Below are 12,889 nucleotides of genomic sequence, written 5' to 3' on the forward strand. Positions count from 1 at the left end.
ATGTCTAAATTCTTTATTGACCGCCCCATTTTCGCCTGGGTATTAGCCCTGGTGATCATGTTGGTGGGTACGCTTTCGATCCTGAAACTACCGATCAACCAATACCCGGCCATTGCGCCGACAGCCATCGACATTCAGGTTACCTACCCGGGCGCTTCGGCGCAGACCGTGCAGGACACCGTGGTGCAGATCATTGAGCAACAGCTCAACGGTATTGATAATCTGCGTTATGTTTCCTCGGACAGTAACTCCGATGGCAGCATGACCATCACCGTGACCTTCAACCAGGGTACCAACCCGGATACCGCTCAGGTTCAGGTCCAGAACAAGCTCAACCTCGCCACGCCGCTGTTGCCACAAGAAGTACAGCAACAGGGTCTGCGCGTTACCAAATCGGTGAAGAACTTCCTGCTGGTAATCGGTCTGGTTGCCGAAGACGGCAGCGGTCTGACCCGTGAAGACTTGTCCAACTACATCGTTTCCAACATCCAGGACCCAATCTCCCGGACTTCCGGTGTGGGCGACTTCCAGGTGTTTGGTTCGCAGTACGCCATGCGCATCTGGCTGGATCCGGCCAAGCTCAACAACTTCCAGTTGACACCGGTTGATGTGAGCACAGCGATTTCTGCACAGAACGTACAGATCGCAACCGGCCAACTGGGTGGCCTGCCTGCCCTGCCCGGCACACAACTGAATGCCACGATTATCGGCAAGACGCGTCTGCAAACCCCTGAGCAGTTCGGCAACATTCTGCTCAAGGTCAATACCGACGGCTCGCAAGTACGTCTGCGTGACGTAGCCCGCATCGAGCTTGGTGGCCAGAACTACAGCATCGACGCACAGTTCAACGGTAAACCCGCTTCTGGTATGGCGATCAAACTGGCTTCCGGTGCCAACGCACTCGACACCGCCAAGGCCATTCGCGCCACCGTTGCCAACCTGGAGCCGTTCTTTCCGCCTGGCATGAAAGTGGTTTATCCATACGACACCACCCCGACCGTGACTGAATCGATCTCCGGTGTTGTGCACACCCTGATCGAAGCGATCGTGCTGGTGTTCCTGGTGATGTACCTGTTCCTGCAGAACTTCCGGGCTACCGTGATCACTACGATGACCGTACCGGTAGTATTGCTTGGTACATTCGGCATCCTCGCGGCGTTCGGTTTCACGATTAACACCCTGACCATGTTCGGCATGATTCTGGCCATCGGACTCTTGGTGGACGACGCCATCGTGGTGGTAGAGAACGTCGAGCGGGTGATGGCCGAAGAGCATTTATCGCCCAAAGAGGCGACCAAGAAATCCATGGAGCAGATCCAGGGCGCACTGGTGGGTATCGCCATGGTGCTCTCGGCGGTACTGCTGCCAATGGCGTTCTTCGGGGGGTCTACAGGGGTTATTTACAAACAGTTCTCGATCACCATTGTTTCGGCGATGGCCTTGTCGGTACTGGTCGCATTGATCTTCACCCCGGCGCTTTGCGCCACTATGCTCAAGCCGATCGATCCGGAAAAACACGGCCAACCTAAAAAAGGCTTCTTCGGCTGGTTCAACCGTACCTTTGATCGTGGCGTAGACAGCTACGAGCGCGGCGTGGGACGGATGGTGACTCACAAGCTGCCAGCATTCGGCGTGTACCTGCTCATCGTTGCGGGCATGATCTTCCTGTTCACCCGCATCCCGAGTGCGTTCCTGCCCGAAGAAGACCAGGGCGTGATCTTCGCCCAGGTGCAAACCCCGGCCGGTTCGTCTGCCGAGCGCACGCAGAAAGTCATCGACGAGATGCGTACCTTCCTGCTCGACAAAGAGAACGGCGAAGGCAACGGCGTAAACTCGGTATTCAGCGTCAACGGCTTCAACTTCGCCGGTCGCGGTCAGAGCTCGGGCCTTGCGTTTGTAATGCTGAAACCGTGGGACGAACGTGACTCCGAAAATACCGTTTTCAAAATTGCTGAACGGGCTCAGGCACACTTCGCCAGCTTCCGCGACGCGATGGTGTACGCCGTGGTCCCACCGTCGGTACTCGAACTGGGTAACGCAACCGGTTTCGACGTGTACCTGCAGGACCAGGGCGGTGTAGGCCACGAGAAGCTGCTCGAGGCGCGTAACCAGTTCCTCGGTATGGCGGCGCAGAGCAAGATTCTTGCCGGCGTACGTCCTAACGGCCTGGGCGATGAGCCGCAGTACGAACTCACCGTCGATGACGAGAAGGCCAGTGCCCTGGGCATCACCTTGTCGAACATCAACCAGACCCTGTCCATCGCACTGGGTGGTAGCTACGTCAACGACTTCATCGACCGCGGTCGGGTGAAGAAAGTGTACGTGCAGGGTGAAGCGGCAAGCCGCATGACCCCAGAGGATCTGGGCAAGTGGTATGTGCGCAATGACGCAGGAACCATGGTGCCATTGTCGGCTATCGCCACAGGCGAGTGGATCTACGGTTCGCCGAAGCTGTCGCGTTACAACGGCGTAGCAGCAATGGAAATTCTCGGTACACCGGCTCCGGGCTACAGTTCGGGTCAAGCCATGGCGGAAGTCGAGGCGATTGCCAAGAAGCTGCCATCGGGTATCGGCTATGCCTTCACCGGCCTGTCTTTCGAAGAACGTTTGTCCGGCTCCCAGGCACCTGCGCTATACGCCCTGTCGATGCTGGTGGTGTTCCTCTGTCTGGCAGCACTGTATGAAAGCTGGTCGATTCCGATTGCGGTCATGCTCGTTGTACCGCTGGGTATCATCGGTGCACTGATGGCAACCAGCCTGAGGGGCCTGTCCAACGACGTGTTCTTCCAGGTCGGCTTGTTGACGACGATCGGGCTGGCGGCGAAGAATGCGATCCTGATTGTCGAGTTCGCCAAAGAACTGCATGAACAGGGCAAGAGTCTGGTGGATGCGGCGATGGAAGCCTGCCGCATGCGTCTGCGCCCGATCATCATGACCTCCATGGCGTTTATCCTCGGCGTGGTACCGCTGGCGATCTCCACCGGTGCCGGTTCGGGTAGCCAGCACGCAATCGGTACGGGCGTAATCGGCGGTATGATCACCGCCACCGTCCTGGCAATTTTCTGGGTCCCAATGTTCTACGTTGCCGTGTCGTCGATGTTCAAGAGCAAGTACGACAAGGAACACGAGAAACAAACATCACATGATGAGGCTGGCCAATGAGCAAGTCCCTGATCTCCCTGGCAGTCACTGCGGTCATCCTCAGTGGTTGCTCGCTGATCCCTGAATACAAACAGCCTGCGGCTCCGGTCGCGGCGCAGTACCCGCAAGGTCCGGCCTATTCGCCGACTGAAGCGGCGAACGTCGCGGCGGCTGAGCAGGGCTGGCGTCAGTTTTTCCATGACCCTGCCCTGCAACAGCTGATTCAGACTGCGCTGGTCAATAACCGCGACCTGCGTGTCGCGGCGCTGAACATCGACGCTTACCGTGCGCAGTACCGCATTCAGCGTGCCGATCTGTTCCCGGCTGTTTCTGCTGATGGCAGCGGCAGCCGTCAACGGGTTCCGGCCAACCTGTCGACGACTGGCGAATCGGGCATTACCAGCCAGTACTCCGCCACGCTGGGCGTCAGCGCCTACGAACTGGACCTCTTCGGTCGGGTTCGCAGCTTGAGCGAGCAAGCCTTGCAGACCTACTTCTCCAGTGAAGAAGCCCGTCGCAGCACGCAGATCAGCCTGGTGGCAAACGTCGCCAATGCCTACATGACCTGGCAGGCTGATAAAGAGCTGCTCAAGCTGACCGAAGAAACCCTCAAGACCTACGAGGAAAGTCTGCGTCTGACTTCCCGCAGTAACGAAGTGGGCGTCTCGTCGGCGCTGGATCTGAGCCAGGCACGGACCTCGGTGGAAAGCGCCAAGGTTGCGCTGGCGCGCTACCAGCGTCAGGTCGCTCAGGATCAGAACAACCTGACCTTGCTGCTTGGCACGAACCTGCCGGACAACTTGCCGCCCGCTCAGCCTTTGAGTGCCGACCTGTTGAGCGCTCTGCCAGCAGGGCTGCCTTCGGACCTGCTGCAGCGTCGTCCGGACATTCTGCAAGCCGAGCATTCGTTGCAAGCTGCCAACGCCAATATCGGCGCGGCCCGTGCGGCGTTTTTCCCGAGCATCAGCCTGACAGCCAACGCCGGTACGATCAGCCCGGATCTTTCCGGCCTGTTCAATGGCGGTTCGGGTACCTGGTTGTTCCAGCCAAGCATCAACATTCCGATCTTTAACGCTGGCAGCCTTCGTGCCAGCCTGGATTACTCGAAAATCCAGAAAGAGATCAGCGTTGCCAATTACGAGAAGGCGATTCAAACCGCCTTCCAGGAAGTCTCTGACGGCCTGGCCTCGCGCAAGACTTACAACGAACAGTTGCAAGCCCAGCGTGATTTCGTCAATGCCAACCAGGACTACTACCGTCTGGCCGAACGTCGCTACCGGATCGGGATCGACAGCAACCTGACCTTCCTTGATGCTCAACGCTCGCTGTTCAGCGCACAACAATCGCTGATCACCGACCGCCTCTCCCAACTCACCAGCGAGGTCAACCTGTACAAGGCCCTCGGCGGTGGCTGGTACGAGCAAACCGGTCAGGCCAAACCGATTGATAAAGAGAAGCCATCAGTTCAACTGTTCTAACACTTGTCCTGATAAGCCGTTCAATAAAAAACCCACCTCATCGGTGGGTTTTTTATTGCTTCAGAGAAGACGATCTATCAGTGATCGTGATGCAAATAAGCCGGCTGCTTGGGCAGGCGCAGGCTGAACAGGAAAGCGACGGCCATCATGATCGTCACGTACCAGTAGAAATTGCTCTCCATGCCCTGATTCTTCAGGCTTAGCGCAACAAATTCTGCCGAACCACCAAACACCGCGTTAGCCACCGCATAAGCAAGACCGACACCCAGCGCACGTACTTGCGGAGGGAACATTTCAGCCTTCACCAGACCGCTGATGGAGGTATAGAAACTCACGATTGCCAGCGCAAAGGTGATGAGCAGAAAAGCCAGGAACGGGCTGGTCGTGGTCTTCAGGGTCATCAGGATCGGTACCGTGCAAAGCGTACCCAGTGCGCCGAACCACAGCATCGAGTTACGGCGACCGATCTTGTCCGCCAGCATGCCGAACAACGGCTGCATGCACATGTACAGGAACAACGCGCCGGTCATGATGTAGCTGGCTATTTTAGGGTCCATGCCGCCGGTGTTCACCAGGTACTTCTGCATGTACGTCGTGAAGGTATAGAAAATCAGCGAGCCGCCCGCGGTGTAACCCAGCACAGTGATAAACGCGGCCTTGTGATCGCGAAACAGTGCGCCGATGCTCCCGGCGTCCTTGTCCTGACGCATTTCGGCAGTGGTGGTTTCTTCGAGCGAGCGACGTAACAGCAGCGAGATCACCGCTGCGACGGCACCGATCACGAACGGAATTCGCCAGCCGTACGCACGCAGCTCTTCAGTGCTGAGAAACTGCTGCATGATCACAACAGTCAGTACCGCCAGCAGTTGCCCGCCGATCAACGTCACGTACTGGAACGACGCAAAGAAGCCGCGCTGGCCGCGTAACGCCACTTCGCTCATGTACGTCGCCGTGGTGCCATATTCGCCGCCTACCGACAAGCCCTGAATCAATCGCGCCAGCAACAGCAATGCTGGGGCCCAGACGCCAATCGTTGCGTAAGTCGGTAGACACGCAATCATCAATGAGCCACCGCACATCATCAGTACAGCGATCATCATTGAGTTCTTGCGACCATGCTTGTCGGCTACTCGGCCAAACAACCAACCGCCAATAGGCCGCATCAGAAATCCGGCGGCAAATACGCCTGCGGTATTGAGCAACTGAACGGTGGGATCATCGGAAGGAAAGAAGGCGGGAGCGAAGTAAATAGCGCAGAAGGCGTAGACGTAGAAATCGAACCATTCGACCAGATTGCCCGACGAGGCGCCCACAATCGCAAAGATCCTTTTGCTGCGTTCTTCACCCGTGTAATGCGTGGTTGTCATTATTTTTCCCCATTAAAGCTGAACAGTCATCCAGGACATAACCTGTAACATGTGACAACGCATAAGTCTCTGGAATTCCCATCCCTGCAGGAGCTCGAGGGTGCTCCTGAAAAACAATCACCCAGCCCTCAAATGACCTTTTCGTGGAGGCCATCAAAAAGCTGGGTGACTGTATTCAGTGATGTTCGGTATCAGCGCTCAATAGCCAACGCTAGCCCCTGCCCTACGCCGACGCACATCGTCGCCAGACCTCGACGACCGCCGCTTTTTTCCAACTGGTGCAGCGCGGTCAATACCAGTCGGGCGCCACTCATGCCCAATGGGTGCCCCAAGGCGATAGCGCCACCGTTGGGGTTCACTTGCGGCGCATCATCGGCCAGCCCCAACTCGCGCAGCACTGCAAGGCCTTGGCTGGCGAAGGCTTCATTGAGTTCGATCACATCAAAATCGCTGACCGCCAGGCCAAGGCGCTCCACCAGCTTACGCACCGCAGGCACCGGACCGATGCCCATGACGCGCGGCGCGACACCGGCGCTGGCCATGCCGAGAATTCGTGCACGGGGTGTCAAACCATGTTTCTTGACCGCTTCGGCCGATGCCAGAATCAACGCGGCTGCACCGTCATTGACCCCGGACGCATTACCGGCTGTGACGGTCTTTTCCGGACCATTGACCGGTTTCAATTTGGCCAGGGTTTCCAGGCTGGTATCGGCGCGCGGGTGCTCGTCTTGCTCCACGACCGTTTCGCCCTTTTTATGAACGACGCGCACGGGCGTGATTTCTTCTTTAAAAAAGCCCGCAGCCTGAGCAGCGGCGGTGCGCTGTTGACTGCGCAGGGCGAAAGCGTCCTGATCGGCCCGAGAAATCTTGAAATCATCGGCGACGTTGTCGCCGGTTTGCGGCATCGAGTCGACGCCGTACTGTTCTTTCATCAACGGGTTGATGAAGCGCCAACCAATGGTGGTGTCTTCCAGCTTCATGTTGCGTGAATACGCCGCGTCAGCTTTACCCATGACAAAGGGCGCGCGCGACATAGACTCGACACCACCAGCAATCGCCAGCTCCATTTCGCCAGCAGCAATCGCACGAAATGCCGTGCCAATAGCGTCCATGCCCGAGGCGCACAAACGGTTGAGGGTTACGCCCGGGATCGTCTCCGGGAGGCCAGCCAGCAAAGCAGCCATCCGCGCCACGTTGCGGTTGTCTTCACCGGCCTGGTTGGCGCAGCCGAAAAACACCTCGTCCACTTCGTTCCAATTGACCGAAGGGTTGCGCTCCATCAGAGCCTTGATCGGCACAGCCGCCAGATCATCGGCGCGGACGCTGGACAGACCGCCGCCAAAACGACCAATCGGGGTGCGAATCGCATCGCAGATAAAAACCTCGCGCATCATGCTTCTCCCGGCGCTTGACCATGAGCTTTAGCGGTCCGGGCTTCCAGGTCACGCAAAGCAGCCAGCTCAGTTTCTGTCGGCTCGGCGGAGTACTCGACATTCTCCGCAAAACGCAACTCCCACCCAGTAGCGGCGATCACCTGCTCACGGGTCACACCGGGATGCAGCGTAGTGACGACAAACTCGTTACTGCCCTCTTCCGGCTCCATGATGCACAGATCAGTGATAATCCCGACCGGTCCGGCACCGGGCAAGCCGAGGCGCTTGCGTGAATCGCCGCCTTCGCCATGGCCAACGGACGTGATGAAATCCAGCTTGTTCACGAAAGCGCGCGCCGACTGCTTGAGGATGATCAGGACCTGCTTGGCAGACCCGGCAATTTCCGGCGCACCGCCAGCCCCTGGCAGACGTACTTTCGGGTTGTTGTAATCGCCAACAACCGTGGTGTTGATGTTGCCGAAACGGTCGACTTGCGCAGCCCCGAGAAAGCCCACATCCACTCGTCCGCCCTGCAGCCAGTAGCGGAAGATCTCACTGGTGGATACCACTGTGTCGGCTGTTTCCGCCAGCTCGCCGTCGCCAATCGACAGCGGCAGCACAGTCGGTTTGGCCCCAATTGGACCTGATTCGTAAATCAGCACCACATCGGGCGAGGAAGTCAGGCGAGCCAGGTTCGCCGCCTTGGAAGGCAAGCCGATACCGACGAAGCAGACAGCGCCATTACGCAAGCGGCGAGCCGCCGCCACGGTCATCATTTCACTGGTGGTGTAAGTCATTATTTTGCCTCCGAAGCGCTGGCCAACTTGCTCTGGAATTCGCTGAAATCCGCAGTGCCATAAATGTAATCCTTGATCCAGGCATTGAAGCTCTCGCGATCACGGGCAATCGGGTCCCAGGCCTGATAGAAGCGGTTGTCGCGCTCGTAGTAACCGTGGGCGTATGAAGGATGAGCACCACCGGGTACAAGGCATACCGCGCTCAAAGCCCAGGTTGGCAATACGCAGGCGTTCATCGGAGCATTCAGGTCATCAACGATCTCTTCCACGGTAACGATGCAACGCTTGGCAGCCAGTGCGGCTTCCTTCTGCACACCAAGGATGCCCCACAGCAGCACGTTGCCTTTGCGGTCTGCTTTCTGCGCATGAATGACCGTTACATCCGGACGCACGGCAGGCACGGCTGCGAGCACCTCGCCGGTGAACGGGCAAGTGACCGTCTTGATCAGTGGATTGACCTTGGGCAAATCGGAACCGGCGTAAGCGCGCAATACAGCAAATGGAAGACCCGATGCGCCAGCAACATAGGCGTTAGCCAGGTCGGCATGGCTGTGTTCTTCGATTTCCATCGCGTGCGGCCATTGTTTTTCAACGGCGTCACGCAAACGATGCAGAGAGCCGACCCCAGGATTACCGCCCCACGAGAAAATCAGGCGCTTGGCACAGCCCGCGCCGATGAGCTGGTCGTAGATCAGGTCAGGCGTCATGCGCACCAGCGTCAGGTCTTTTTTACCCTGACGAATGATTTCATGGCCTGCGGCCGTGGGGATCAAATGGGTGAAGCCTTCCAGCGCAACGGTGTCGCCATCGTTGACCAATTGCTTCACGGCGTCGCGTAGAGAAAGAATTTCAGCCATGAGGTGCTCCCGAACTCAAATTGCATCCAATGAACAGCGCAGATGGACTACGCTGGAATGGAATTGAGGTTATGCCGGGGCCTGAGGCCAAACAATCCGATAATCGATTATTCGTTCGTTAATCGCACAAATTCAGTGAACGCTCAGGTGAATAACTGGGTGCTCAAATCCCTGCTCGCATCCAGCATGATAGGCAGGAAACGCTGCTCCAGCTCACTTCTGGCGACACGGCCTGCACTGGTACTCACATTCAACGCGGCAAGCACCTGACCGGATGCGTCATAGACCGGCACCGCGATAGAACGCAATCCTTGCTCCAGCTCCTGATCGACAATGCACCAGCCTTGCTGACGAACTTGCTGCAGACATTCGAGCAGGGCTTCAGGTGTGCGAATAGTCCGACTGGTCTTGGGTTGCAGATCGACGTGGTCCAGATATTCGCGTAACGAAACATCGTCCAGTGCCGAAAGCAGAATGCGCCCCATGGACGTGCAATAAGCAGGCAGACGGCCGCCAACAGAAAGATCTACCGAAATCAGGCGCTGGGTTGTCGCGGAGCGCGCAATGTACAGAATGTCTTCTCCCTCCAGAGTCGCCATGTTGCAGGCCTCATGCAACTGGTCACTCATCCGGTCCAGATAGGGCTGGGAAGAAACCGCCAGCGGCGTTGACGACAGGTACGCGTGGCCGAGGGTCAGCACCTTGGGCAACAGCGAGTAGGTTCGCCCGTCCGTCGTTGCATAACCCAGTTTGATCAACGTCAGCAGACAACGCCGCACCGCCGCCCGAGGTATTTCGGTGCGGTGACTGATCTGTGCAATGGTCAAATGCCGTTTGCGCTCCTGGAAGGCATGAATCACAGCTAACCCTCTGGCCAGAGAAGTCATGAAATCCGGGTCTCCAGTCAGCGCCTGAATCCGTTTGGCGGGCGACGCAACGATCGGCGGTGCCAACGAAGCAAAAGAATTTCGTAGTTCATCATTCATTGCCACTACCTCGGTAAACCCTGTCAGGCCATATGAATCGCAGCTTCCACGCTTTTCGAAGGAAAGCGCACAATCCGCTTCGTGCGATTATCGAACGACTGGCCGATAATCGCAATTGACCCACCACAAAGATACTTATACCTTTGCATAGCCTTAAGTGGCTTCTTGGAAATACTGGTCAGGTACCCACGAGAAGTCCAAGGTACGGCCTTGCCCATGAAGCGAGGCCGTTTTTATTCCCGCATGCCCCATTCGGGGAGTGATATCGAAACGCCATAAATCAGCATCTTACAATCGCGGTATGCGCGCCTCGGTCACAAATATCTGCTTCCTTGCACATACATCCCGTTTCGGCTCGAACTATGTCGCCAGAAATTTGTCTGTTGCTGTCAATATTTCGTACATGGAAGTTACGTCGTATGTCACTCACTGAAACTTCGGAACAGTCGTACAAGAAAAACTCCATTGCAGAAGTGTTTCGATAAACCACCTAACATATAGTTGACTGATTCGAAGTTCTTGGAGATAGTGTCTATCACTTGGCCGGGTAATAACGATTCGCAGTGGCTGCAGGACCGAGCGCCATGCTCGGGGCATACCACAGGATCCAGGCACTGTAGCAGTGCTGCAACACCGTTATCCTCGCGATTGAATATGCGGCCAAAGTAGCCATCGCACTTGCAACTCAAACGACTGTCGCTACGACAATTACGTTTTCTGGTGTCCGTAGCCGCGAGCCGCAAGATGTTCAGAACATGGCAATCCAGAGCACGCTGTTTGGCTTACGTCTTTCAGTACCTGCCTGGACGGTTTCATGTGTGGACGGTTAAGCAGCTTAGCGATATCACCAGATTAATTTTGACTTGATCAGGTAACAAAGTGACCAAAGATGAACTGCGCGCGGAACTTGAGCGCCAGGAACAACGCTACAAGGAAGTTTACGGTGGCGAAATCACCACTTACGCCGCTCAACCAGAGCCGGAACGCAAACCTTGGCGCAAGAAAGCCAGCATTCTCGACCAGGCTTTCAAGCAAGAATTGCAAAAAATGGAAAAAGACCTGAACGAAGAGCGGTAAATCTACCGCTCTTGCGAACCGGGCTAATGTGCACTGCCCGGTCGAATCCATTCGGGACAAGCAATCGTCTTATCTGACGGCCGTAAAAAATCGTGAATATCCCCCTTGACTCATGAGTGGGGAGGCTTCGTCGACGATAAAATTTCGACAATCGGTGATACCAGTCGGCAGCCGTTACATCGATCTGTATTTTTTCTGTCATAATCCCGCCCCCTTCAGACCGGGTCAGAAAACCTTCATGATCGATTTATTCAGCGGACTAGATGCCTGGGTGCTTGTGAGCCTGTTGCTCGCCCTCGCTTTCGTCCTCACCTTCGAGTTCATCAACGGCTTTCATGACACCGCAAACGCGGTGGCGACAGTCATTTACACCAAAGCCATGCCGCCTCATCTGGCCGTATTCTTCTCCGGGATCTTCAATTTCCTGGGTGTGCTGCTGGGCGGTGTCGGCGTTGCCTATGCCATTGTTCACCTGCTCCCGGTTGAACTGCTGATCAACGTCAACACTGGCCACGGCCTGGCTATGGTCTTCTCGCTACTCGCCGCCGCCATTACCTGGAACCTGGGCACTTGGTATTTCGGTATCCCGGCATCGAGTTCCCATACGCTGATTGGCTCGATCCTCGGCGTTGGTCTGGCTAACGCGCTGATCAACGATATTCCGTTGGCCGACGGCGTGAACTGGCAGAAAGCAATCGACATCGGCGCGTCGCTGGTCTTCTCGCCACTCGCTGGCTTCCTGGTCGCCGCATTGGTCCTCATCGGTCTTAAGTGGTGGCGACCGCTGTCGAAGATGCACAAGACGCCTGAACAGCGTCGCAAACTCGACGACAAGAAGCACCCGCCATTCTGGAACCGACTGGTCCTGGTGATTTCCGCCATGGCGGTGAGCTTTGTACACGGTTCCAACGATGGTCAGAAAGGCATCGGCCTGATCATGCTGGTGCTGATCGGTATCGTGCCAAGCCAGTTCGTACTGGACTTGAACAGCACTACCTACCAGATCGAACGGACGAAGGACGCAACCCTGCACCTGAGCCAGTTCTATCAGCGCAACAACAGCACACTGGGCGAATTCCTGGCGCTGGGCAAAGCCGAAAAAGGCGACCTGCCGGAAAGCTCCAGCTGCAACCCCGAACAAACCGAGCCAACCATTGCTGCACTGCTCGACAACCTCACGGGCGTTGCCGACTACCACTCTTTGACTCCTGAGCGCCGTATTGAAGTACGCCGCTACCTGCTGTGCCTGGATGACACCGCGCGCAAGGTTGCCAAGCTGCCGAACCTGGGCCCCCGTGAAAAATCAGACCTCGAAAAACTGCGCAAGGACCTGACCGCGACCACTGAATACGCCCCGTTCTGGGTAATTCTGGCGGTAGCGCTGGCGTTGGGTATCGGCACCATGGTTGGTTGGAAGCGCGTTGTTCTGACCATCGGTGAGAAGATCGGTAAGCAGGGCATGACTTACGCACAAGGCATGTCAGCACAGATCACCACCGCCTGCGCTATCGCTGCTGCTAACGTGTTCAGCCTGCCGGTCTCCACGACGCACATTCTGTCGTCCGGCGTGGCAGGCACCATGGTCGCCAACAAGAGCGGCCTGCAAGGTGGCACAGTGCGCACCATCCTCCTGGCATGGGTGCTGACTCTGCCAGCGACCGTTGCCCTCTCGGCTGGCCTGTTCTGGCTGGCGTCCAAAGCGTTGGCTTGATCAATAGCGCCATCGCAGGCATGACCCGCGATGGCGTTATGTAAACCCATTTGAAATACGGCCTAAGGCTGCGAATCAATGGCTGTCACTGACAGTGATGCA

Annotated in this window: 9 protein-coding genes; 4 read left to right on the forward strand and 5 right to left on the reverse strand. The window is 56.8% G+C overall.

What is annotated here, in order from left to right:
* Both AUC60_RS03890 and adeC read left to right on the forward strand, forming a co-directional pair.
* Positions 1–3,162: an efflux RND transporter permease subunit gene (locus AUC60_RS03890; protein ID WP_087264773.1), complete on the forward strand. Its 3,162-nt coding sequence runs from the start codon at positions 1–3 to the stop codon at positions 3,160–3,162.
* Positions 3,159–4,619, forward strand: coding sequence for an AdeC/AdeK/OprM family multidrug efflux complex outer membrane factor (gene adeC, locus AUC60_RS03895; RefSeq protein WP_087264774.1), 1,461 nt, complete (start codon positions 3,159–3,161; stop codon positions 4,617–4,619). The genes AUC60_RS03890 and adeC overlap by 4 nt, the downstream gene beginning before the upstream one ends.
* A 77-nt stretch (positions 4,620–4,696) precedes the next feature.
* Here the strand turns inward: adeC and AUC60_RS03900 are convergent, their stop codons facing one another.
* The 5 genes from AUC60_RS03900 to pcaR all read right to left on the reverse strand — a co-directional run bounded on the left by AUC60_RS03900 (position 4,697) and on the right by pcaR (position 9,999).
* Positions 4,697–5,986 (reverse strand): MFS family transporter, encoded by a 1,290-nt coding sequence (locus AUC60_RS03900; protein WP_087264775.1) that lies wholly within the window; start codon positions 5,984–5,986, stop codon positions 4,697–4,699.
* A 191-nt stretch (positions 5,987–6,177) separates the two neighbouring features.
* Positions 6,178–7,380: a 3-oxoadipyl-CoA thiolase gene (pcaF, locus tag AUC60_RS03905; protein ID WP_193441839.1), complete on the reverse strand. Its 1,203-nt coding sequence runs from the start codon at positions 7,378–7,380 to the stop codon at positions 6,178–6,180.
* Positions 7,377–8,156 (reverse strand): CoA-transferase subunit beta, encoded by a 780-nt coding sequence (locus tag AUC60_RS03910; RefSeq protein WP_087264777.1) that lies wholly within the window; start codon positions 8,154–8,156, stop codon positions 7,377–7,379. The genes pcaF and AUC60_RS03910 overlap by 4 nt, the downstream gene beginning before the upstream one ends.
* Positions 8,156–9,013 carry a CoA transferase subunit A gene (locus AUC60_RS03915; RefSeq protein ID WP_087264778.1) on the reverse strand — a complete coding sequence of 286 codons (858 nt, stop codon included), beginning with the start codon at positions 9,011–9,013 and terminating at the stop codon, positions 8,156–8,158. Before AUC60_RS03915 ends, AUC60_RS03910 begins: the two co-directional genes overlap by 1 nt.
* A 143-nt stretch (positions 9,014–9,156) precedes the next feature.
* Entirely contained in the window at positions 9,157–9,999 is an 843-nt protein-coding gene (gene pcaR / locus AUC60_RS03920) for a pca regulon transcriptional regulator PcaR (protein ID WP_087264779.1), read from the reverse strand.
* 879 nt (positions 10,000–10,878) lie between these two features.
* On the opposite strand from pcaR, the gene AUC60_RS03925 reads away from it, so the two are divergent.
* A complete protein-coding gene (locus AUC60_RS03925; protein WP_087264780.1) occupies positions 10,879–11,076 on the forward strand; it encodes a hypothetical protein in 198 nt (65 codons plus the stop codon).
* A 238-nt stretch (positions 11,077–11,314) separates the two neighbouring features.
* Entirely contained in the window at positions 11,315–12,787 is a 1,473-nt protein-coding gene (locus AUC60_RS03930; RefSeq protein WP_087264781.1) for an inorganic phosphate transporter, read from the forward strand.
* Positions 12,788–12,889 lie beyond the last annotated feature (102 nt).

This window comes from Pseudomonas caspiana (assembly GCF_002158995.1).
Classification (GTDB): domain Bacteria; phylum Pseudomonadota; class Gammaproteobacteria; order Pseudomonadales; family Pseudomonadaceae; genus Aquipseudomonas; species Aquipseudomonas caspiana.